This is a genomic window from Chromobacterium indicum (assembly GCF_039708975.1).
Lineage (GTDB): Bacteria > Pseudomonadota > Gammaproteobacteria > Burkholderiales > Chromobacteriaceae > Chromobacterium > Chromobacterium piscinae.
The window spans coordinates 91,346-113,248 of record NZ_JAYFSJ010000011.1 but is presented as its reverse complement, the minus strand read 5'-3'; the positions used below and the strand labels follow the sequence as shown (position 1 = coordinate 113,248).

Sequence of the window (21,903 nt, the reverse complement as noted above, 5' to 3'; positions counted from 1 at the left end):
TACAAGTCCCTGAAAACGGGCTAAAAACAACAAAGTAGCCCGGCCGCTACATGGCGAAACATGCCGGACACACGGCACGCACACATGACTCCCTCCATTAAGCCGCATGTCATGTCATGAAAATGCGACGCTCGTTTGAAAACGTCTCAAGAACAGGCAGGAACAACTGAATGAAGTCTAAAAAACTCACGGCCTTGATTCTGGTCGGGATGCTGCTGGGCATCCTCGTAGGCTACCTCTTCCGCCAACACGCCGGCGATGACGCCGCCGCGATCAAATCCTTCGTCGACGGCATGTCCATCCTCACCGACATCTTCCTGCGGCTGATCAAGATGATCATCGCCCCGCTGGTGATCTCCACGCTGGTGGTCGGCATCGCCAAGATGGGCGACGCCAAATCGGTGGGCCGCATCGGCGGCAAGACCATGGGCTGGTTCATCTGCGCCTCGCTGGCGTCGCTGACCCTGGGCCTGATCATGGTCAACATCCTGAAGCCGGGCGTGGCGCTGAACCTGCCGCTGCCCGACATGCACGCCGACTCCGGCATCAAGGCCGGTGCCATTTCGCTGAAGGACTTCGTCACCCACGCCATTCCCAAGAGCGTGTTCGAGGCGATGGCCAACAACGAAATTCTGCAAATCGTGATCTTCTCGGTGTTCTTCGGCAGCGCGATGGCCGCTCTCGGCGAGCGCTCCAAGGCGCTGATCGACGTGATCGACGTCGTCGCCCACGTGATGCTGAAGGTCACCAGCTACGTGATGAACTTCGCCCCGCTGGCGGTGTTCGGCGCCATCGCCGCCACCGTAGCCAAGGAAGGCCTGTCCATTCTCGGCACCTACGGCAAGTTCATGGCCCAGTTCTATCTGTCCATCGGCATTCTGTGGGTGCTGCTGATCGCCGTCGGCGTGCTGATCGTCGGCCCGCGCCTCTTGCACCTGATGGGCATGATCAAGGAGCCGCTGCTGCTGTCGTTCACCACCGCCAGCTCGGAAGCCGCCTATCCGAAAACCCTGGAACAGCTGGAACGCTTCGGCGTGTCCAACAAGATCGCCAGCTTCGTGCTGCCGATGGGCTATTCGTTCAACCTGGACGGCTCGATGATGTACTGCACCTTCGCGGTGATCTTCATCGCCCAGGCTTACGGCATCGATCTGACGCTGGCCCAGGAAATCTCGATGCTGCTGATCCTGATGCTGACCTCCAAGGGCATGGCCGGCGTGCCGCGCGCGTCGCTGGTGGTGATCGCCGCCACTCTGGCGCAGTTCAACATCCCGGAAGCCGGCCTGCTGCTGCTGCTGGGCATCGACCACTTCCTGGACATGGGCCGCTCCGCCACCAACGTGGTGGGCAACTCCGTCGCCACCGCCGTGGTCGCCAAGTGGGAAGGCGAGCTGAAGCGCCACTGAGCCGCTTCCTCCCCCACGCCAACGCCACCCTTCGCGGTGGCGTTTTTCATGAGCGGAAACTGCAAGAAACTATTGACAGTTCAGGCTCGCACGGACATAATGCGCTCCTCGACTGACACCGGAGAGGTGGCAGAGTGGTCGAATGTACCTGACTCGAAATCAGGCGTACGTGCGAGCGTACCGAGGGTTCGAATCCCTCCCTCTCCGCCAGTAGAACGCAATCAAGCCCTTGAGCAATCAAGGGCTTTTTTGTTGCCTTCTACAAATACATGACCATCCGCTCCGGATGCCGCCATCCGAATGCTCATACCCTCCCAAATCGCCGCCCGCACGCCCCACCCCAAACTCAGCGCAACAAAAAAGGCGCGAATACGCGCCTTTTGACCAATCTACGACAACATCACGCCAGCGCGACGCCCTTTCTTCGGGTGCGACCCGAATGCAGATAATCGGCGATGTAGTCCTGCGACACCTCGCCGCAATAACGGCCGGCCTCGTCCACCACCGGCATCCAGGTGAGATTGTGCTCGTACAGGCGCGACAGCACGACGCGCAGGTTCTCGCCGACGCCAGCCGTCACTTCGATTCTATTGATCTTGTCGCGGCAGCGGCCGACGCCGCCGGACTTGGCGTCTCGCCGCTTGACGAAGCCCAGCGGCTCGCCGGACGCATCCACCACGGTCAGATGCAGCAGATCGGCGTCATCCATCATGCCGTAGGCCGCGGACAGCGGGGTATCCAGCCGGGCGGTCAGCGTCTCCCGCTGCTCGGCCACCTCGCCGGCCTTCACCAGCAGCAGCCGCTTCAGCGTGCGGTCGTGGCCGACGAAGCTGGCGACGAAATCATCGGCCGGGCGCGCCAGCACTTCGTCCGAACCGGCGCACTGCACCATCCGCCCCTGGCGGAACACCGCGATGCGGTCGCCCAGCTTGATCGCCTCGTCGATGTCGTGGCTGACCAGCATCACCGTCTTGCCCAGCTGGCGCTGCATCTGCAGGAATTCGTTCTGGATTTGCTCGCGGTTGATCGGGTCCACCGCGCCGAACGGCTCGTCCATCAGCAATACCGGCGCGTCGGCCGCCAGCGCGCGGATCACGCCGATGCGTTGCTGCTGCCCGCCCGACATCTCGCGCGGGTAGCGCTGCAGGAAACGGTCCGGGTCCAGCGCCACCATATGCATCAGCTCGCGGGCGCGCTCGCGGCAGCGCTTCTTGTCCCAACCCAGCATCCTCGGCACCACCATGATGTTTTCCTCGATGGTCATGTTCGGAAACAGGCCGATCTGCTGGATCACGTAGCCGATGTGCCGGCGCAGCGTCACGGTGTCGATGCCGGCGGTGTCCTCGCCGCCGATCAGCACCTTGCCGGAAGTGGGCTCGATCAGGCGGTTGATCATCTTCATGGTGGTGGTCTTGCCGCAGCCGGACGGGCCGAGCAGCACGCAGATCTCGCCCTCGGCCACTTTCAGGCTGACATTGTCCACCGCCTTGAAAACCTGGCCGTTCTTTTGGGTGAATTGTTTGCAGAGATTTTGCAGTTCTATCATCAACGGATTCCTTTCGGTGTCAGCGCGCGCTGGGCGCGCAGCAGCAGCCAGTCCATGGCTACGGCGAGCAGGCTTACGGCGACGGCGCCGGCGATCAATTTGCGGATGTCGCTCTGGCTGATGCCGTGCAGGATCAGCGTGCCCAGGCCGCCGGCCCCGACGATGGCGGCGATCGCCATCACGCCGATGTTCAGCACCACCGCGGTGCGGATGCCGCCGAAAATCACCGGCACCGCCAGCGGCAGCTCCACCCAGCGCAGGCGCTGCCAAAAGGTGAGGCCGATGCCGCGGCCCGCCTCGCGCACGCCAGGCTCCAGATGCGTCAGCGCCGCGTGAGCGTTGCGCACGATGGGCAGCAACGAATAAAGAAACGCGGCGGTGACGGCCGGCACCGCGCCGATGCCGTGGCCGATCAGCGAGAACAGCGGGATCATCAAGCCGAACAGCGCGATAGCCGGGATGGTCAGCAGCACGGTGGCCAGGCTCAACACCACATCGGCGGCGGCGGGAAAACGCACGATGGCGATGCCCAGCGGCACGCCCAGCAAGACGGCAAGGCTGACGGCGATGCCGACCAGGGTCAGGTGCTGGCCGGCCAGCGCGCCGATATAGGACAGGTTGGCCAGCATGTAGCGGACGGTTTCCAGCAGGGTCTCCATCACGCGCCCTCCTTCGCCAGGCCGCGGCTGCGCAGGAATTCGGCCGCCACCTCCCTGACCGGACGATGCTGGATGTCCACCTCGGCGTTCATCGTCGACATGGTGTCGTTGTCCAGCAGGGCGGCCAGCCGGTTCAAGTCGTCGGCGAGGCCTGGGTTGCGGTCCAGCGCAGCCTTGCTCACCACCGGCGTCGCCGCGTAGGCCGGGAAGAAGTTCAGGTCATCCTGCAGCACCAGCAGTTCGAAACCCTTGATCCGGCCATCGGTGGTGTAAACCAGGCCGGCGTCGACGAAGCCGTCGCGGATGGCGTTGTAGACCAGGCCGGAATCCATCTGCCGGATCTGCGGCCGCGCCAGCTCCATGCCGTACAGTTGCTGCAGCGGCTTGAGGCCGTCCGGGCGGCCGGCGAACTCCATGTCGAAACCCAGCTGCCAGCGCTTGTCGCCGCTATTGCTCCGGCTCACTGCCCGCGCCAGGTCCGACAGCGTGCGCACGCCCTCGGCTTCGGCTCGGCTGCGCTTCATCGCCAGCGCGTAGGTGTTGTTGAGCGCCGCCGGGTTCAGCCAGATCAGGCCCTTGGGCTCGTCCAGGCGCTTGACGGTGGCGTAAGCCTCCTCGTTGCTCATTTTCTGCTGAATGCCGTGATGGATGATCAGGCCGGTGCCGGTGTAATCCCAGGCCAGATCGATCTGCCCGTGCTCCATCGCATTGCGCAGGATAACGGTGGCGAGGTCTTGCTTCTGCGCCACTTGATAGCCCTTGCCTCGCAAATACTGCGCGGTCAGCTCGGACAACAGATGCTGCTCGGTGAAGTTCTTGCTGCCCAGCGTCAGGCCTGCGGCCGCCGCCGGCGCTGACAACAATGTCAGCGCCGCGGCAGCCAGGCAGGCGCCTGTCAGCCAGTTGCGAAAAGACGCGATCATTTTCATTGGAAATCCTTCATGCGGGCCCGCGCTCAAGCGATGCCGCGCGCGGCGGCCAAACGGCCGACGAACGCCACCGATTGGTCCAGCGCCAGCGCGATCAGCGCGGTGCCGCCGGCGCCCAACAGCAGGGCGGTGTGGTTGTTGAGGTAGATGCCGGGGAAGATCAGCTCGCCGTAGCTGCTGGCGCCGATCAGGAAGGCCAGCGGCGCGGTGCCGACATTCAACGCCAGCGCGACGCGCACGCCGGACAGGATCACCGGCAGGGCATTGGGCAACTCCACCCGCCACAGCCGCTGCCGCGGCGTCATGCCGATCGCGTCGGCCGCTTCCAGCATGGCGGGCGGCAAGCCGGCCAGGCCGGCATAGGCATTGCGCACGATGGGCAGCAGCGACGCCAGGAACAAGGCGGCGATGGCCGGCGCGTCGCCGATGCCCACCATCACCATGGCCAGGGCCAGCACCGCCATCGGCGGCAAGGTGTTGCCGATATTGAAGATCTGCATCCAGGATTCGGCGCTGCGCCGCAGCCGCGGCCGGCTCAGCAGGATGCCGCTGGGCAGCCCCACCGCCAACGCCAGCGCCATCGATACGCCAACCAGATAGAGATGCCGCCCGCCCAGATAGAGCAGGTCTTCGCGGTATTCCGCCCACACGGCCGGGCCAAGGCCGTAATAGAGTCCCGCCGCCGCCAGGGCGGCCAGGATCAGCCAGATCATGCTGCGCTTGCCAAACGCTCTTTTGTGCATCTGCGTCCTCCTTGGCGGATAGCGACGACAAAACCGTCGGCGATCCGCTGTAATGATCGCGACAACCAGAGAGCTGCCAGTAGATTTTCAAGACATCCGGCCAAGCCGGATACGAGGTGCGTGAAACGCGGGAACGGGACGAGCCCGAAGATTGAGTGGCGCGTTGCGCGCCAAAGAACTTCGCAAACACTATAACATCGCGCAAATCAACATGCAAACAATCTAATATTCAAAAACACCATAATAATCTTGATATTGCAGAAAAAACATCATGATAAACATTACATTTGATCCAAACGTGCTGATGAATTTCCAGCCATAAAGAGCTATTTCTTCGCAACAGAACTGGCAGTCCGCTCTACGGAAAATCCGCCAAATCCCTTGAGATACAAAAGAAATCCGCCTTCGCCATCAAAGGCTGAGCGGCAAATCCCATCCGCCCTCCCCAGCCTTCCGCTCAAGCTGCGCAAAATATACATTGTCATTAAAAATAAAATTTCAGAGTTTCCGTTTTCCATTTTATTTCCCAGAATGGACCAGACGCCCGCAGGCCTGGCCCAGACGCGGCCCGCCCCTAGCCCGGTACGCCTCGACGAAGGACGCGGCCAGCGCCTTCCGGCCCGCAAGCCATGAGGAAATGACGGAAGGAATATGCAGCCCAAAGACAAACCTTTCGTCCTGAAGCTTTGGCTGGCGGATTGAACCCGCATCCGTATTTCTACTAGAAATCATCCACTTGTCTTGATTAAAGGCCAAACACCATCCAATTCGAACCTACGCTCATGCCAAAAGGCAATGCGATGAACTAACTTGAATGGATGAGACGCCCCCCGCATCGAGAGAGGGGCCCGAAATGGAGTCCGTGATGACAGAATCACAGTCAAAAAGACTGTTTGGTTTCGACAGGCGGATCGCATTGCTTGGTCTGCTGTTGTGGGGCTTGCTGGCCGCGGCCGTCACCTGGATCGCCGGCGAGCACGAGCGCGAGCGCGCGCTGACCTCGATGCACAACCGTCTGGCCTCGCTGGTTCAACTACGGCTGGAAATACTGAGCCAAAGCCTGGAGCGCTACAGCCAGAGCGTGCGTTTCCTGGCCGACACGCCGCCGGTGACGGGCTTGGCCCGCGCCAGCCTGAACAACGACTTCGACGCCAAAGAGCAAAGCTCCGGCGAGTTGTGGCGGCGGCGGCTGGCGGCGATTTTCCGCGCCTACGCCGCCACCGCGCCGGAAACGCTGCAATTGCGGTTGATCGGCACCGCCAATAACGGCCTGGAACTGGTGCATGTGGTCAATGGCCGCGGCGGCCCGGTCGAGCTGCCGCCATCGGCCCTGGAGCATAAAACCGGCTCAGACTACTACAAGCAGGCCATCCTCTTATCTCAAGGAGAGGTCCATCTGTCCGACATCCGGCTCAGCCGGGACCGCAGTCAAGCGGAAAAAGAATCGCCGCTGCCAGTGCTGAGACTGGCTACGCCTATCTATGCCGCCAACGGAAAACTGTTCGCCGTGCTGTCCATCAATCTTGATGCCCGCCATCTGATGTCCTATCTGCGGGTGGGCAGCGGTGAACGAAACGTGCGCGTCTACATCTCCAATCAGGATGGCGACTTCCTCGACCATCCCGACCCGAATAAGACTTTCGGCAAGGAGCGCGGCAAGCGCTGGCGCTGGCAGGACGAGTTCCAGCCGCTTTCGCCCCTCGACGGCCATGCCGGCCTGCAACACCTGCAATCCGCCAGGGGAGAAGTCTATGCGGTGACCAGCCAGTTGGCGCTGGCGCCGCAGAAACACGATGGACGCCATCTGGTCATCACCGAGGCGCTGCCCGAATCCATCATCAGCGGCGCCGTGGCCATCGCCCGCCGCGACACGCTGCTGGCGATGTGCCTAGGCGGCCTGCTGGTCGCGGCCCTTGCCTGGGTGTACCAGCGCCAGCGCAACCGCTTGCACAAGCAGATCCGCGAGATGAACGCCTCGCTGGAAACCGAGGTGCAGCAGCGCACGCAGGAAATCCGCCGTTACGTCGCGCTGCAGCAGGCCATCCTCAATGACTCCAGCTACGCCATCATCGCCACCGACCAGTCCGGTCTGATCACCTTGTTCAATCCGGCGGCGGAAGCGCTGCTGGGCGAAAATGCCGGCGAGGTCGTCGGCCGCCACCGCATCACCGACTGGCTGGACGCATCGGAGCTGGAGCGGCATGCGCGGCAACAGGCCGAAGAAAACCAGCCCCCGCAGACAGACGCCTTTGAAACGCTGGTCTCGCGCTCCCGCGGCGGCAAGTCCAGTCAACAGGAGTGGACAGTCACCGCCAACGACGGCCGCCGCATCCCGACATCGATCGCGATAACCGAGCTGCGCGACGACGACGGCGCCCTGCAGGGCTTTCTAGGCATGGCGGCCGACATATCCGCCCAGTTGCAATATCAGCGCGACTTGCTGAGCGCCCGCGATCAACTGGCCAAAGCGGCGGAAGTCGCCGAACTCGGCATCTGGACCTGGTGGCTGGCCGACAATGCGCTGGCGCTGAACACGCGGATGTTCGACATGTACCAATTCCCGCCGGAATTGCATCAGGAAGGCCTGACCTACAGGCACTGGCGCGACCGCCTCCACCCCGATGACGTGGATGCCGTGGAACGCGAGCTGATGGACGCGGTGGCCGGCCGCGGCACTTATGCGCCGATATTCCGCATCGTGCTGCCGGACGGGAAAATCCGCCACATCCAGGCCGGCGCGTTGGTCGAGTTCGACGACGACAATCGGCCGTATCGCGTCACCGGCATCAATCGCGACATCACCATCCAGCACAATGTCGAAACCACGCTGCGCGAGGCCAAGGAAACCGCCGAAGCCGGCAGCCGGGCCAAAGCCAACTTCCTGTCCAATATGAGCCACGAAATCCGCACGCCGATGAATGCCGTGCTCGGCCTCGCTTATCTGCTGGAGAAACACGGCCTGCCGGCCGAGGCTCTGGATCTGGTGCACAAGATCCGCGTTGCCGGCCGCTCGCTGCAGGCCATCATCAACGACATTCTCGACTTCTCCAAGATCGAGGCCGGCAATCTGGAAATCGAACGGGCTCCGTTCCGTCTCGCCGATGTGCTGGACAACCTTTCCACCATCATGAGCACCAATGTCGGCAACCGCGATGTCGAACTGATTATCGCGCCGCCGCCGTCTGACATCGACTATCTGCGCGGCGACGCGCTCAGGCTGGAGCAAGTGCTGATCAACCTGACCAGCAACGCGATCAAATTCACCGAGCAGGGCCACGTCAAAGTCACCATCCAGCCGCTGGAGGTCCGGCCGAAGCAAGTGCGGCTGCGTTTCGCGGTGGAAGATACCGGCATCGGCATCGCCCAATCCAAGCAGCGCGAACTGTTCCGGCCCTTCACCCAGGCCGACGCCTCCACCACCCGCCGCTTCGGCGGCACCGGCCTGGGATTGGCCATCAGCCAGCGGCTGGTGGCGCTGATGGGCGGCGAGATCGGCCTGGACAGCGAGCCTGGCCGCGGCAGCACTTTCTGGTTCACGCTGCGCCTTCCCCGCGAGCAGGGCGTCAGGCTGTCCTCGCCGGAAATGGCCAATCTCAATGTGTTGATCGCCGACGACAACCCCATCGCGCGCGAGACGCTGGGCGTCACCGCCAACGAACTCGGCTGGAAAACGCTGGCCGTCGACTCCGGCCAGCAGGCGGTGGACCAGGTGATCGCCGCGCTGGGCGGGAACCAGGCGGTCGACGTGGTGATCCTGGACTGGAAAATGCCGGGCATGGACGGCCTGGAGGCGGCGCAGGGCATCCGCCTGGCCTGCCGCGGCAAACGCATGCCCATCATCCTGATGGCCACCGCCTACTCTCGCGAGATCCTGCTGGCCGAACCCGCCGCCGACACGGTGACCGAGGTGCTGAACAAGCCGGTAACGCCGTCAGGGTTGTACAACGCCGTCGCCCGCGCGCTGCGGCCGCAGCAGGCCGCGCCGCAGATCCCGCCGCCGGCGCAGCATGCCGGCCGGCTGCATGGCTTGAAGCTGCTGGTGGTGGACGACAGCGACATCAACCGCGAAGTGGCGCAGCGCATTTTCGAGGACGAAGGCGCCGTGGTGTCTTTGGCCAATGACGGACGCGAAGCGCTCGACTGGCTGCTGCTGCACGGCGGCGAGGTGGACATCGTGTTGATGGATGTGCAAATGCCGGTGATGGACGGCTACGAAGCGACGCGGCAAATCCGCGCCACCCCGGCGCTAGCCCACCTGCCGGTGGTGGCGCTGACCGCCGGCGCCTTCCAGGCGCAGCAGGACGCCGCGCGCGAAGCGGGCATGAGCGACTACATCGCCAAACCGTTCGATGTCGAAATCGCCATCGGTCAGCTGCGCCGGCTGGTTGGGCGCCGAACCACCGCGCCGACGGGCGAGCCCTCTGCCAGCCAGGCGACGCTGCAATCGGACCTGCCCGGACTGGCGATTTCGCGCGGGTTGCAGATCTGGCGCGACGCCGACGTATACCGGCAATACCTGCGCAAGTTCGCTCGCGACTACGGCGACAGCGCGTCCACCATGCGCCTGGCCGGCAAGGTTGTCGCGCAGGCGCTGGCCCACAAGCTGAAAGGCGCCGCAGGCAATCTGGCGCTGGACGAGGTGTCGGCGCGCGCCGCCGACGTGGAGAATCGGCTGCTGGCCGGCAGCGACCCCGGCCCGGCGTTGGACGCTTTACGCACCGCGCTGGTACGGGCGCTGGACTCCATTTCGCGCTACGCGCCGGCGACGCAGGCCGGCGAAACCGCAAGCGCAAGCGCAAGCGCCACCGCCGTCGACGCCGAACAGTTGAAGCCATTGCTTCTGCAGGCGCTGCAGGCCTTCAACCGGGACGATCCCGCCGCGGTGGAGCCCGTTCTCGCCCAATTGGCCGCCCTGCTGTCAGATCAGCAGGTCGCGCCGCTGCGCGACGCGGCGGAGAACTTCGATTTCCGCGGCGGAGAAGCCGCCACCCATGCCCTGGCCAAAACGCTGGGCCTTTCCCAGGAACAGTGAAACATGCAGCCCTCCCCTCCCTTGCTCGTTGTCGACGACGAACCGCAAAACCTGGCCGCGATGCGCCAGGTGCTGGCGCCGCAATACCCGCTGGTCTTCGCCCGCAACGGCGCCGAAGCGCTGGCGGCGGCCGCCAAGCACCGGCCCTCGCTGGTGCTGCTAGACATCCAGATGCCGGACATGGACGGCTATGAGGTTTGCCGCCGCCTCAAGAAAGATCCGCAATCCTCCGCCACCCCGGTGATCTTCGTCACCTCGTTGGCGGAAATCGGCAACGAAGCAGCCGGTTTCGACGCCGGCGCGGTGGACTATCTGGTCAAGCCGGTTTCGCCATCCATCGTGCAGGCGCGGGTACGCACCCATCTATCGCTGGTTCAGGCCACCCAGCTGGAGAAAAGCCACCGTGACGCGATCTACATGCTGGGCCAGGCCGGCCACTTCAACGATACCGACACCGGCGTCCACATCTGGCGGATGGCGGGCTATTCGGCGATGCTGGCCTCGACCAGCGGCTGGGACGCGCCCTCCTGCCATCTGCTGGAGCTGGCCGCGCCCATGCACGACACCGGCAAACTGGGCATACCGGACGCCATCCTGCGCAAGCCCGGCCCGCTGACGCCGGAAGAATGGGAAATCATGAAGACCCATACCCGCATCGGCTACGACATCCTGATCCGCAGCGAAGCGCCGGTCTTCAGACTGGCGGCGGAAATCGCGCTGTATCACCATGAGAAATGGGACGGCAGCGGCTATCCTGACGGACTGGCCGGAGAGGCCATTCCCGAATCGGCGCGCATCATTTCGCTGGCCGACGTGTTCGACGCGCTGACGATGCGCCGTCCCTACAAGGATGCCTGGCCGATGGAAAAGGCGCTGGCCACGCTGCGCCAGGGCAGCGGCGTCCATTTCGAGCCCAGGCTGGTTGAAGTCTTCGACGCCGCGCTGCCCAAGCTGCTGGAAATCAAGGAAATATGGGGAGATCTCTCCCAACAGGCGGAGCACGACGTGCTGATGCTGTTCTGACGAGAGCCGCCGCGCGGCGCCCGGAAGCGCCTGGCCTTGCCGCGCCCAGCGGTCCGAACGCTCGCGAAGCGCGGCCGGCGGCGCTAAACCGCCTCGACGTTGTTGTGCACCTCGCTGTCGCGCAGCACCACCTGAGCCCACACCACCGAATCCAGGTAATACTGGTTGGCCAGGTCCAGATCGAAGTCCAGCACCCTGGCCAGCGCCTCGATCTGCGCGTTGTCGCCCTGCTCGCAAGCCATCGCCAGCGACAGGTGCGGCGAGAAGATGCCCTTGCCCTCCACCACCGCCTCCCTTACCGTCAGCGGCAGCTCCAGCGGATCCAGCACATCCGGAAAGGGAACATTGAGCAGCACGTCCAGCAGCGAGAACATCCCGGTCAGGAACAGGTGCTCGGCCTCCAGCTTGTTGCCGCGATAGCCGCCCAGCTTCTCCATGAAGCGGGCGCGGATCAACGACTTCTCCATCAGCGAGATCGCGGTGCCGTCCTCCTTGCGCGAGGTGAACAGCAGCATGGACAGCCATTTGAACAGCGTCTCCCGCCCCAGCAGCAGCAGAGTTTCCTCTATTGTCTGCACCTTGCGCGACAGGCCGTGTATCGGCGAATTGATGAAGCGCAGCAGCTTGAACAGCAGCACCGAGTCCAGCTTGAATTGGGCTTCCACCTCCTTGGGATCGGCGCTTGTGCGCAGCAGGCGCATGATCTGCAGCACGCGGGTCTGGTTGGTGTCCACCTTGCCGCCTTCCAGCGCATGGGCGGTGGTGACGAAGGGGCCGTGGAACAAGGCGAACCGGTTGTTGCCAGGTCCGCGCAGGCAAACGTCCATGTCCTCTGCGGTGCCGACGTTGCGCGCCATCCAGCGCGCCCCCGGATAACGTTTGGGCAGCTGATCCAGGATGGGCGCCAGCACCCGGGTGGACGGGCCGGCGAAATCCAGCACCATGAAATCCACCCGGCTGAACAGATCGGCCTGCAATCCCGGACTCAGCATGTTCTGGTCGTAGGCGGCGGGCTCCAGCGCGAAGCGCAGGCCAAGCTTCTGCAGCTCGTCCAGCTGGCGCAGCATGTGCTCCGCCACCTCCATGCCCGGCAGCGGCTCCAGCACGAAGATCACGCTGCCCGCCGGCATGCCGCGCAGCTGCGGGTCGTCGAGCGAGGTCATCGCGATGTGGACGAAGGCGCGGCGGTAGGCCAGCAGCCGGAAGATGTCCATATTGTGCAGCGTGGCCAGCAGCAGCCGGTCGAACTCCTGCTGTTTGCCGGCCTCGATGTTGCGCTTGCCCTGGCGGACGAAGAAATCATAGGCGACCACGCGCTGCTGGCGGTCCATCACCGGCTGGTGGGACACGAAGCCCAGCGTGGCGGGCAGATCGGCCGGCTCTTCCTCCTCCGGCGGGGAGATGATGGTATCGGGCGGCTCCGGCCTCGCGTCCTGATGCGGGGCCTCTTCCTCATGCGCGTTCTTCTTCAGACGTCCGGCCAATCCATCTATCAGATTTTTCAGCATGGTGTCATCCCAGGGTTGAACTGGCCTCGAGCCGCCCGGCCGGTATATGTGCATTCTAGCCGATATGACCCGCAATTCTCGGCGTTTCCACCCGCACATCGCCGCATTGCGCGCGGTGGCGCAAGGCATGGTCGATCAGCACCAAGGCCAGCATCGCCTCGGCGATCGGCGTGGCGCGGATGCCGACGCAGGGATCGTGGCGGCCGTGGGTTTCCATCGTTATCGCCTCGCCTTGCTTGTTGATCGAGCGGCGCGGCTGGGCGATGGACGACGTCGGTTTGATCGCGATCGATACGTCGATCTGCTGGCCGGTGGAGATGCCGCCCAGCACGCCGCCGGCGTGGTTGCTGGCGAAGCCTTGCGGCGTCAGTTCGTCGCCATGCTCGCTGCCGCGCTGGGCCACGCAGCCGAAGCCGGCGCCGATCTCCACGCCCTTGACCGCGTTGATGCTCATCATCGCGTAGGCGATGTCGGCGTCCAGTCGGTCGAACACCGGCTCGCCCCAGCCCACCGGCACATTGTCGGCCACCACGCGCAGCCGCGCGCCGATGGAATCCAGGCTCTTGCGGATGGAGTCCATATATTCCTCCAGCCGCGGAACGATGTCCGGATCGGCGCTGAAGAAGGGATTGCCGCCCACATGCTCCCAGCTCTTGAACGGAATGGCCACCTCGCCGATCTGGGTCATGTGGCCGCGAATGACGATGCCGTATTTTTCGCTCAACCACTTCTTGGCGATGGCGCCGGCCGCGACGCGCACCGCGGTCTCGCGCGCCGAGGAGCGGCCGCCGCCGCGCGGATCGCGGGTGCCGTATTTATGCCAATAGCAGTAATCGGCGTGGCCGGGGCGGAAAGTCTCGGCGATATTGCCGTAGTCCTTGCTGCGCTGGTCAGTGTTGCGGATCAGCAGCGCGATGGGCGTGCCGGTAGTCTTGCCCTCGTAGACGCCGGACAGGATTTCCACGGTGTCCGGCTCGCGGCGCTGAGTCACGTGGCGGCTGGTGCCCGGCTTGCGGCGGTCCAGCTCCGCCTGGATGTCCGCCTCGGTCAAGGCCAGTCCCGGCGGACAACCGTCCACCACGCAGCCTATGCCCGGCCCGTGGCTCTCGCCGAAGGAAGTCACCGTAAACAATCGTCCCATGCTGCTGCCTGACATCTGCTTTCCCCTGCCGCTGATTGCGTATCGTCATCGATTCTAGCATGGCGCGCGCAGCAAGCAGCCATGCTGCGGCGCGCATTGAAATCGGCAGCGGACGCTGGCATTCTTTTTGCATAAACGGGCGATGCGGGAATGCCCGCCCTTCCCGACGGGAAGGCCATCCAATCGGACAGGAGTCTGCCATGAACGCATCGACACCCGGCCTCGCGCGCAAGCTCGGCGGCTGGCAACTATGGGGCATCGCCGTGGGGCTGGTGATTTCCGGCGAATACTTCGGCTGGAGCTACGGCTGGGCGCAGGCCGGCACGCTGGGCTTTCTGTGCGCCACGCTGTTCGTCGCGCTGATGTACGCCGCCTTCATCTTCAGCTTCACCGAGCTGACCACCGCCATTCCGCACGCCGGCGGGCCCTTCGCCTACGCCCGCCGCGCCTTCGGCCCGCTGGGCGGCTTCATCGCCGGTTTCGCCACGCTGTGCGAATTCGTGTTCGCGCCGCCGGCCATCGCGCTGGCCATCGGCGCCTACCTCAATGTGCAATTTCCGTCGCTGGCGCCCAAATGGACCGCTTGCGGCGCCTATCTGGCGTTCATGGCGCTGAACATCGCCGGGGTCGGCATCGCCGCGATGTTCGAACTGGCGGTCACGCTGCTGGCCATCTTCGAACTGCTGGTGTTCATGGGCGTGGTGGCCCCCGGCTTCAGCTGGGACAACTTCATGCGCCACGGCTGGGCCGGACAGGACGCCTTCCATTGGGGCGCCGTCGGCGGCATGTTCGCCGCCCTGCCGTTCGCGATCTGGTTCTTCCTGGCGATAGAGGGCGCGGCGATGGCCGCAGAAGAGGCCAAAGACCCGGCCCGCACCATCCCGCGCGCCTACATCGCCGGCATCCTCACCCTGGTGGCGCTGGCCTTCGGCGTGATGGTCATGGCCGGCGGCGCCGGCGACTGGAGCCGGCTGGCCAATATCAACGACCCGCTGCCGCAGGCGATGAAGCTGATCGTCGGCGAGCACAGCGGCTGGCTGCACATGCTGGTGTGGCTGGGCCTGTTCGGCCTGGTGGCGTCGTTCCACGGCATCATCATGGGCTATTCGCGGCAGATCTTCGCGCTGGCGCGGGCCGGCTACCTGCCTCGCGCGCTGGCCGCCATCCATCCGCGCTTCAAGACGCCGCACCGGGCGATTCTGGCCGGCGGCGCGGTCGGCATCGTCGCCATCTTCAGCGACGATCTGGTGCAGATCGCCGGCCAGCCGCTGACCGCCAACATCGTCACGCTGTCGGTGTTCGGCGCCATCGTCATGTACATCGTGTCGATGCTGGCGCTGTTCCGGCTGCGCGGCCGCGAGCCGGCGCTGCTCCGGCCGTTCTCCGCGCCCGCTTATCCGTGGCTGCCGGCGCTGGCGCTGGGCTGTTCGCTGATCTGCCTGATCGCCATGGTCTATTACAACCGGCTGCTGGCCGGCATCTTCGCCGCGATGCTGGCCTCCGGCTACCTGTACTTCCTCGCCACCGCCCGCCAGCGCGCCGAAGCCGGCGTCGACGCTCAGCTGCAAGGTTCGGCCGAGATTGCCGCCCAGCCCTCCCCCACCATCCGGAGCCAAACATGAGCCACGCCATCGCCATAGGCCCGCGGACCTACCGCTTCGCCGACCTGAAAACGCTGATGGCGCGCGCCAGCCCACTACGCTCCGGCGACCAGCTGGCCGGCGTCGCCGCCGCCAGCGCCGAGGAGCGGGTGGCGGCGCAAATGTGCCTGGCCGACCTGCCGCTGACTGTCTTTCTCAACCAGGCGCTGATCCCGTACGAGGAAGACGAAGTCACCCGGCTGATTCTGGACGGCCACGACGCCGCCGCCTTCGCCGCCGTCTCCCACCTGACCGTGGGCGGCCTGCGCGATTGGCTGCTGTCCGACGCCGCCACCGCGGAAACGCTGGCGGCGCTGGCCCCCGGCCTTACCCCGGAAATGGCTGCGGCCGTGTCCAAGCTGATGCGCAACCAGGACCTGGTGCAGGCGGCGAAGAAATGCCGCGTCGTCACCGCCTTCCGCAACACCCAGGGCCTGTCGGGACGGATGGGCGTGCGGCTGCAGCCCAACCATCCGGCTGACGACGCGCGCGCCATCGCCGCCGCCACGCTGGACGGCCTGCTCTACGGCGCCGGCGACGCGGTGATCGGCATCAACCCAGCCGGCGACAGCCCCGACGACATCCGCGCCCTGCTGACCTTGCTTGACGAAGTGCGCCAGCGTTACGCCATCCCCACCCAAAGCTGCGTGCTCACCCACGTCACCAGCACGCTGGACTTGATCCGCCGGGGCGCGCCGGTGGACCTGGTATTCCAGTCGATAGCCGGCACCGAGAAAGCCAACGCCGGCTTCGGCGTCAGCCTCGCCGTGCTGGACGAAGCGCACCAGGCGGCGCGGGAGCTGAAGCGCGGCACGGTGGGAAACAACGTGATGTATTTCGAGACTGGCCAGGGCAGCGCGCTGTCCGCCAACGCCCACTGGGGCGTGGACCAGCAGACCTGCGAGGCGCGCGCCTACGCGGTGGCGCGCCGCTACTCGCCGCTGCTGGTCAACACCGTGGTCGGCTTCATCGGCCCGGAGTATCTGTACAACGGCAAGCAAATCATCCGCGCCGGGCTGGAAGACCATTTCTGCGGCAAGCTGCTGGGCTTGCCGATGGGTTGCGACATCTGCTACACCAACCACGCCGAGGCCGACCAGGACGACATGGATGCGCTGCTGACGCTGCTGGGCGCGGCTGGCGTGCACTTCATCATCGGCGTGCCCGGCGCCGACGACATCATGCTGGGCTACCAGAGCACCTCCTTCCACGACGCGCTCTATCTGCGCAATGCGCTGGGCCTGAAGCGCGCGCCGGAGTTCGAGGACTGGCTGGAGACGATGGAGATCACCCGCGGCGGCAGGCTCCTGCCGCAGGACAAGCGCCAGCGGCTGCTGGCGCTGATGGAGGGCGTGGCGTGAAAGAAAAGCAAAATCCCATCACCGAGGACGGCTGGAGCGAGCTGTCCCGCCTCACCGCCGCCCGCATCGCGCTGGGTCGAGCCGGCAGCAGCCTGCCGTGCAGGGAAACGCTGCGCTTCGCGCTGGCTCACGCCCAGGCGCGCGACGCGGTGCACACGCCGCTGGACGCCGCCGCGCTGGCCGGCGAACTCGCGGCCGACGGCCATCGCGTCATCGACATCCACAGCGCCGCCGGCAGCCGCGCCGAATACCTGCAGCGGCCGGATCTGGGCCGCAAGCTGGACGAAGCCAGCCGCGAACTACTGCTGGCGGAAGCCGACAAGGACTGCGATCTGCTGATCCTCATCGCCGACGGCCTGTCCTCGCGCGCGCCGGCCCAGCACGCGGTTCCGCTACTGCGCGAGCTGCTGCCGCGGGTGGGGAAGATGGGCTTGCGCGTTGGCCCGCTGCTGATCGCGCGCGAGGCGCGGGTGGCGCTGGGCGACGAAGCCGGGGAAATCATGGGCGCAAGAATGACGGCGATGCTGATAGGCGAGCGGCCAGGCTTGAGCTCGCCGGACAGCCTGGGCCTGTACCTGACCGCCGCGCCGCGCGCCGGCCGCAGCGACGCTGAGCGCAACTGCATTTCCAATGTGCGGCCGGACGGCCTGCCCTATCCGCTGGCGGCCTTCAAGCTGGCCTGGCTGATAGACGCCGCGCTGCGCCAGGCTACCGGGGTGGGACTGAAGGACGGCAGCGCAACCGATCCGCGCTGGGCGGCGCTGTTGGAGAGGCAGGCTAACTTGATCAAGAGCTAAAAGCCTGCTCAATATCTTATGCTTGACGCCTCGCTTGAGCGCAACGAAGAACACCACATATCCGACGCGCCCGCCCCCCTTCAAACCTGCTGCCGGGTGACAGATCCGAGGTCTTAAGCGGCTGTTTGTCTGAGCGATTTGACGGTAGCAAATCGCGAGTTCAGCCGCGCCTCGGATCTGGCGGGAACCGGCAGGAAGCCGCAGGCCAGGTTTGCAGGGCGGCCTTGAGGGTGAAGGGAGATTTGGCCGAACAAATCTCCCTTCCCGTTCGCCGGGCGGAACCGGCATCGAAATCATCATCCGCGCAGCGGATTCATAAAATAAGGGCCGGCACTCACGCTAAACCATCCCCCCTCACCACGGCAAGCTGTCGCCCTGGCGGCGATACCAGCCGGTGACAGATAGCCGCTGCTTCCGCGCCGGCAGCACCTCATGCCAGAAACGGTCGGCCAGGAACAACACCAAGGTTCCGGCTTCCGGCTCCACGTCGATAAACTGCTCGCAGGCTTCGTCCAGATAAAGCCGGATCTGGCCGCCGCCGTCGGCCGGCCAGTTCTCGTTGAGGTAGAACACCGTGGTCAACACGCGGGCGTCGTCGTCGCGGAAGCGGTCCAGGTGTTTTTTGTAGAACGCGCCTTCCGGGTAGACGGCGAAATGCGACTCCAGCTCGGCCAGGCCCAGGTACAGGCCGCGATTCACCGCCTGCATGATTTCGTCCATCGCGGCGTTGTAGGCGCGCACCGCCGGCAGCTCATCCACCTGATCCAGCCACAGCACCGAGTCGGAGCGGATCTCGGCGCGGCGCGCCTGGCCATCGGCGCGGCCGGTGGCGGCCTCGTGGAAGCGGCCGTCGTCCCATACTTGCAGGCAGGCCTCGCGCAGATTGGCGACCAATTCCGCCGGCAAGGCGCGGGGGATGACGATCCAGCCCTGGTCGGCCAGGGTGTCGAGTACGGCGTCGAGTTCGAATTGCAGCGCGGTCATGTCGAAGTTGTCCAGAAAACGGGCTGACGCTTTCTACCACATGCCGCACCCGCTGGCGAATGTCGAATATCAATCCTTGCACGCTTATCCGGCCGAGCCGCGAGCAACGGCGTCTCCGCAACCCTCAAGCGGGCTCCGGACAGGCCAGCCTTGGGCAGGCTCTGCGCGGGCAATGCAAAAAGAGAGCGGAAATAATCCCGCTCTCTTTTAGCCAAAAAAACGACTTCTTATGCTTTCGGAGGCGTGCCCTCGGCATTGGCCACCACGGCATCGATTTGTATCATCGCGCCGCGAGGCAAGGCGCCAACGCCCACCACCCGCCGTGCGGGAACGCCGCCGGGGAAGAAGGTGGTGTAAACCTCGTCCACTGCATCCATATCCGCGATGTTTTTAAGGAAAACATTGACCTTGACCACATCGCCCATCGCGTGGCCTATGCTTTCCACGATGGCCTTGATGTTGTTCAAGCACTGCGCGGCCTGCTCTTTCACGCCGCCAGCCACCATTTCATCCGTCTCAGGATGCAAAGGCAATTGAGCGGAAAGATGGTTGTAATGGGAGAACGCCACCGTTTGCGTAGAAAGCGGGCAACGGGGAGCGTTGTCAGTGTTATGCGCGTTGATCACGATGCCGTGCCTGTCTTCAACCGCTTGCGGCGGCGTGCCGTCTCCATGCGACACCACCGCTTCAATTTGCACCAAAGCGTCCATAGGCAGCGTGGCTTCCACTACCGTGCGCGCCGGAACATAGGCCACGGCCCGGGCGATGGCCGAGTCGGGGAAGAACGCGCGATAAGCTTCGTTTACCGATTCGATATCCGACAGGTTTTTAAGGAAAATATTGACTTTGACAATATCGTCAAACGGCACGGCGATATTTTCCAGAATCGCCCGGATATTCTTCAAGCACTGAACCGCCTGCTCTCTTGCGCCGCCGGCGACCAGCTTTCCGGATTCAGGATCAATCGGCAATTGAGCCGAAATATTGTTGTAATGGGAAAAGGCTACCGATTGGGTAGATAAATGGCTGGTCGGCGCATTGCGGCTATCGCTTGCGATCTTAACCAGATCTCCAGCCTGCGGCGCGTTGGGAATGGTGCCCTCGCCATTGGAAAGCAGAGCCTCCACCTGCAACAAGGCTCCCATCGGCAAAGCCGCGACCGCGACAGTCGTCAAGGTAGGGACATAATCCGGGAAGAAGGCGGAATACACCGCATTGACCGCATGCATGTCGGAGATATCTTGCAGAAAAATGGTGATCCTCACCACATCGCTCATCTCATGGCCGATGCTTTTTATAATTTCCTGGATATTTTTGAAGCATCTTTCGGCCTGCTCTTTGACACCGCCAGCCACCAAACGCCCCGTCGCGGGATCCACCGGCAATTGAGCCGACAGATTGTTATAGTGCGAGAAGGCTACGGTTTGGGAGTACGGACCCATTCCTGTTGGCGCCTTTTCCGAATTCCTTGCCAGTACCGCGTTGAAGCTACTCATGATGGTATACCTGTTTCGTTCGAATTAATCCGCAGCATGGCCGAATATATCGCTTCGCCATCGACAACCGCCGCTCCATTGGCATTGCCATTATTTAATCCACTTCGCCACCAGATAAACCCTCGGCAAAAACATAAAACCAGCCAAGGCCGAAACCGCGAGAAGTGGAAGCAATACAATCAAGAGTCCAGATTTTATCGGTTCATCGCCCAGGGCTGTCAATACGGCTCGACAACAAAACAAGGCTTAAGGAATCAATTCGAATTGAGTAAAAGGCCGCCACCACAGAACATAGCCATCCATCATGTCGCATATTCAACTAAAACTGCTCTTTAATGCTAATACTTCATACTGCCATTTTCTTCACACCTGCTCTTTGAAACCGCAAAATCAAACATATCCCATAGAAGCCGGATTTGACAATGATCAACATCGACAATATTCGGCGCCAAATGATTGGTTGTTTATCGCGTTTTTAAATGAGGGGCCGAATTATAAATTAGCGCGCAGCCCATGACTCGCCAGCCGGGCAAGGCCGCTCCCGAGCGCCGCGGTGGCGCGGTGGCGCGGTGGCGCGGATAAAGATACGCGAGAGGCCGCATGTCATCCATGCGGCCTCTCTCACGCAAAAAATGCAGAATGGGCGCTGAAATCCAAGACCCAGCCATCCAAGCCAAGCCGGCTCAATAATTCTCCGCCACTGCGTCGTAGCGCCCCGCCAGCCAATCCAGCGCCAGCGGAAAGTGGTCGCCCGGCGCGTCCGGGTGGGTCAGCAGCGATACGTGGTTGTAATCGTGCAGATGGCCGGTGCGCCGCCCCAACAGGTGCAAGCGCGACAAATGCGGGCCGGATTCGTCACGGAAGCGGCGCACGTCTTCCGGATGGCCGCGGCAGGGATCGTTGGCGGCGGCGAAATACAGCACCGGCGGCAAATGGCCCGCCCGCGCGGCTTCGGCGTAATCGAAGCCGTCGTCGCTGTCCACCCACGGCTTGGGCTGGGCCCACAGTTTGCTCTGCAGATGGCTCTTGTCGCTCTCGTCGTCGGCCCCCAGCCGGATGCGCCGCGCCGGCAGATAGCCGCAGGCCTTGATCAGCCAGCGCGCGGCGGTGCACCACATGAAATCCACCTCGATCAGCTTGTTCAGATTGCGCACCCGCACGCTGCGTTTGGAGCCGAAATACACCACGCTCGCCACCTGGGCGGCGATTTCCGGGAAGCGGACCAGGCAGCTGGTCATGTGCACGCCGCCCCAGGAATGGGCGATCCAGTGCACTTGCTGGCCGCCGCTTTTCCTGCGGACGAAGTCATGCAGCGCCGGCAGGTCTTCGCAAATGGTCTCGGTCTGGCCGTGGCGGGAATGCGGGCCGATCTTGGGCGTGCTGCGGCCCCGGCCGCGCAGGTCGGCTGCGTACACGTCGTAGCCGGCGTCGGCCAGGAAGTGGGCCAGGCCCTTGCCTGACTCGGTATAAAAGGTGCGGCCGTTGGCCATCACGCCATGCGCCATCAGCACCGGCGCGCCGCCTTCGCGGCCGCAGATGCGCTTCAGATGCAAACGCTCGCCGTCGCTGACCGGCACCCATAAGTCCTGCTGCAATTTCTCCATATTCTCCTCGCTGGCCGATGCCATCGCCGTCTGC

The 21,903-nt window shown here is 64.0% G+C and carries 16 protein-coding genes and 1 tRNA gene; 7 read left to right on the top strand and 10 right to left on the bottom strand.

Annotated elements, in window-relative coordinates; translation table 11 throughout:
- Positions 1–170 precede the first annotated feature (170 nt).
- Together VA599_RS16090 and VA599_RS16085 are read left to right on the top strand one after the other, a co-directional pair.
- Positions 171–1,406 (top strand): dicarboxylate/amino acid:cation symporter, encoded by a 1,236-nt coding sequence (locus tag VA599_RS16090; protein ID WP_021476945.1) that lies wholly within the window; start codon positions 171–173, stop codon positions 1,404–1,406.
- A 120-nt stretch (positions 1,407–1,526) separates the two neighbouring features.
- Positions 1,527–1,616, top strand: a tRNA-Ser gene (locus VA599_RS16085).
- Between the two features lie 190 nt (positions 1,617–1,806).
- On the opposite strand, the gene VA599_RS16080 is transcribed toward VA599_RS16085, so the two are convergent.
- The 5 genes from VA599_RS16080 to VA599_RS16060 form a co-directional block, all read right to left on the bottom strand.
- On the bottom strand, positions 1,807–2,952 hold the full coding sequence (locus VA599_RS16080) for an osmoprotectant ABC transporter ATP-binding protein OsmV (RefSeq protein WP_021476944.1): 1,146 nt from the start codon (positions 2,950–2,952) through the stop codon (positions 1,807–1,809).
- The gene (locus VA599_RS16075; RefSeq protein WP_429838795.1) at positions 2,952–3,611 is read right to left on the bottom strand and encodes an ABC transporter permease; all 660 of its coding nucleotides are present in this window, start codon (positions 3,609–3,611) and stop codon (positions 2,952–2,954) included. Before VA599_RS16075 ends, VA599_RS16080 begins: the two co-directional genes overlap by 1 nt.
- Complete coding sequence (locus VA599_RS16070; protein WP_346789484.1) at positions 3,611–4,540, bottom strand: glycine betaine ABC transporter substrate-binding protein; 930 nt, start codon at positions 4,538–4,540, stop codon at positions 3,611–3,613. The genes VA599_RS16075 and VA599_RS16070 overlap by 1 nt, the downstream gene beginning before the upstream one ends.
- A gap of 26 nt (positions 4,541–4,566) precedes the next feature.
- Positions 4,567–5,283 (bottom strand): ABC transporter permease, encoded by a 717-nt coding sequence (locus VA599_RS16065; RefSeq protein ID WP_021476941.1) that lies wholly within the window; start codon positions 5,281–5,283, stop codon positions 4,567–4,569.
- 326 nt (positions 5,284–5,609) lie between these two features.
- Positions 5,610–5,801 (bottom strand): hypothetical protein, encoded by a 192-nt coding sequence (locus tag VA599_RS16060; protein ID WP_346789483.1) that lies wholly within the window; start codon positions 5,799–5,801, stop codon positions 5,610–5,612.
- Positions 5,802–6,148: 347 nt separating this feature from the next.
- Between VA599_RS16060 and VA599_RS16055 the strand changes: the two genes are divergently transcribed.
- Together VA599_RS16055 and VA599_RS16050 are read left to right on the top strand one after the other, a co-directional pair.
- Positions 6,149–10,315: a response regulator gene (locus VA599_RS16055; RefSeq protein ID WP_346789482.1), complete on the top strand. Its 4,167-nt coding sequence runs from the start codon at positions 6,149–6,151 to the stop codon at positions 10,313–10,315.
- 3 nt (positions 10,316–10,318) lie between these two features.
- Positions 10,319–11,338: an HD domain-containing phosphohydrolase gene (locus VA599_RS16050; RefSeq protein WP_031296314.1), complete on the top strand. Its 1,020-nt coding sequence runs from the start codon at positions 10,319–10,321 to the stop codon at positions 11,336–11,338.
- A gap of 83 nt (positions 11,339–11,421) precedes the next feature.
- On the opposite strand, the gene VA599_RS16045 is transcribed toward VA599_RS16050, so the two are convergent.
- A complete protein-coding gene (locus VA599_RS16045) occupies positions 11,422–12,846 on the bottom strand; it encodes an EAL and HDOD domain-containing protein (RefSeq protein WP_021476938.1) in 1,425 nt (474 codons plus the stop codon).
- Between the two features lie 55 nt (positions 12,847–12,901).
- On the bottom strand, positions 12,902–14,002 hold the full coding sequence (gene aroC / locus VA599_RS16040) for a chorismate synthase (RefSeq protein ID WP_104946341.1): 1,101 nt from the start codon (positions 14,000–14,002) through the stop codon (positions 12,902–12,904).
- A 185-nt stretch (positions 14,003–14,187) separates the two neighbouring features.
- Between aroC and eat the strand changes: the two genes are divergently transcribed.
- Genes eat through eutC form a run of 3 tightly spaced genes read left to right on the top strand, consistent with a single transcriptional unit; the run spans position 14,188 to position 17,785 of the window.
- On the top strand, positions 14,188–15,609 hold the full coding sequence (eat, locus tag VA599_RS16035) for an ethanolamine permease (protein WP_346789480.1): 1,422 nt from the start codon (positions 14,188–14,190) through the stop codon (positions 15,607–15,609).
- Complete coding sequence (locus VA599_RS16030; protein WP_346789479.1) at positions 15,606–16,988, top strand: ethanolamine ammonia-lyase subunit EutB; 1,383 nt, start codon at positions 15,606–15,608, stop codon at positions 16,986–16,988. Before eat ends, VA599_RS16030 begins: the two co-directional genes overlap by 4 nt.
- Positions 16,985–17,785: an ethanolamine ammonia-lyase subunit EutC gene (gene eutC / locus VA599_RS16025; RefSeq protein WP_346789478.1), complete on the top strand. Its 801-nt coding sequence runs from the start codon at positions 16,985–16,987 to the stop codon at positions 17,783–17,785. The genes VA599_RS16030 and eutC overlap by 4 nt, the downstream gene beginning before the upstream one ends.
- Positions 17,786–18,139: 354 nt before the next feature.
- Here the strand turns inward: eutC and VA599_RS16020 are convergent, their stop codons facing one another.
- The 3 genes from VA599_RS16020 to VA599_RS16010 form a co-directional block, all read right to left on the bottom strand.
- Positions 18,140–18,769 (bottom strand): 2OG-Fe(II) oxygenase, encoded by a 630-nt coding sequence (locus VA599_RS16020; RefSeq protein WP_346789476.1) that lies wholly within the window; start codon positions 18,767–18,769, stop codon positions 18,140–18,142.
- Between the two features lie 227 nt (positions 18,770–18,996).
- Entirely contained in the window at positions 18,997–20,265 is a 1,269-nt protein-coding gene (locus VA599_RS16015; protein WP_104946336.1) for a RidA family protein, read from the bottom strand.
- A gap of 683 nt (positions 20,266–20,948) precedes the next feature.
- A complete protein-coding gene (locus VA599_RS16010; protein ID WP_346789474.1) occupies positions 20,949–21,869 on the bottom strand; it encodes an alpha/beta fold hydrolase in 921 nt (306 codons plus the stop codon).
- Positions 21,870–21,903 lie beyond the last annotated feature (34 nt).

Coding starts and splice junctions, on each gene's coding strand:
- VA599_RS16065 (WP_021476941.1), bottom strand. CDS start 5,283: ATGCACAAAAGAGCGTTTGGCAAGCGCAGCATGATCTGGCTGATCCTG.
- VA599_RS16050 (WP_031296314.1), top strand. CDS start 10,319: ATGCAGCCCTCCCCTCCCTTGCTCGTTGTCGACGACGAACCGCAAAAC.
- VA599_RS16055 (WP_346789482.1), top strand. CDS start 6,149: ATGACAGAATCACAGTCAAAAAGACTGTTTGGTTTCGACAGGCGGATC.
- VA599_RS16060 (WP_346789483.1), bottom strand. CDS start 5,801: ATGGAAAACGGAAACTCTGAAATTTTATTTTTAATGACAATGTATATT.
- VA599_RS16080 (WP_021476944.1), bottom strand. CDS start 2,952: ATGATAGAACTGCAAAATCTCTGCAAACAATTCACCCAAAAGAACGGC.
- VA599_RS16020 (WP_346789476.1), bottom strand. CDS start 18,769: ATGACCGCGCTGCAATTCGAACTCGACGCCGTACTCGACACCCTGGCC.
- VA599_RS16030 (WP_346789479.1), top strand. CDS start 15,606: ATGAGCCACGCCATCGCCATAGGCCCGCGGACCTACCGCTTCGCCGAC.
- VA599_RS16075 (WP_429838795.1), bottom strand. CDS start 3,611: ATGGAGACCCTGCTGGAAACCGTCCGCTACATGCTGGCCAACCTGTCC.
- VA599_RS16015 (WP_104946336.1), bottom strand. CDS start 20,265: ATGAGTAGCTTCAACGCGGTACTGGCAAGGAATTCGGAAAAGGCGCCA.
- VA599_RS16045 (WP_021476938.1), bottom strand. CDS start 12,846: ATGCTGAAAAATCTGATAGATGGATTGGCCGGACGTCTGAAGAAGAAC.
- eat (WP_346789480.1), top strand. CDS start 14,188: ATGAACGCATCGACACCCGGCCTCGCGCGCAAGCTCGGCGGCTGGCAA.
- VA599_RS16010 (WP_346789474.1), bottom strand. CDS start 21,869: ATGGAGAAATTGCAGCAGGACTTATGGGTGCCGGTCAGCGACGGCGAG.
- VA599_RS16070 (WP_346789484.1), bottom strand. CDS start 4,540: ATGAAAATGATCGCGTCTTTTCGCAACTGGCTGACAGGCGCCTGCCTG.
- aroC (WP_104946341.1), bottom strand. CDS start 14,002: ATGTCAGGCAGCAGCATGGGACGATTGTTTACGGTGACTTCCTTCGGC.
- VA599_RS16090 (WP_021476945.1), top strand. CDS start 171: ATGAAGTCTAAAAAACTCACGGCCTTGATTCTGGTCGGGATGCTGCTG.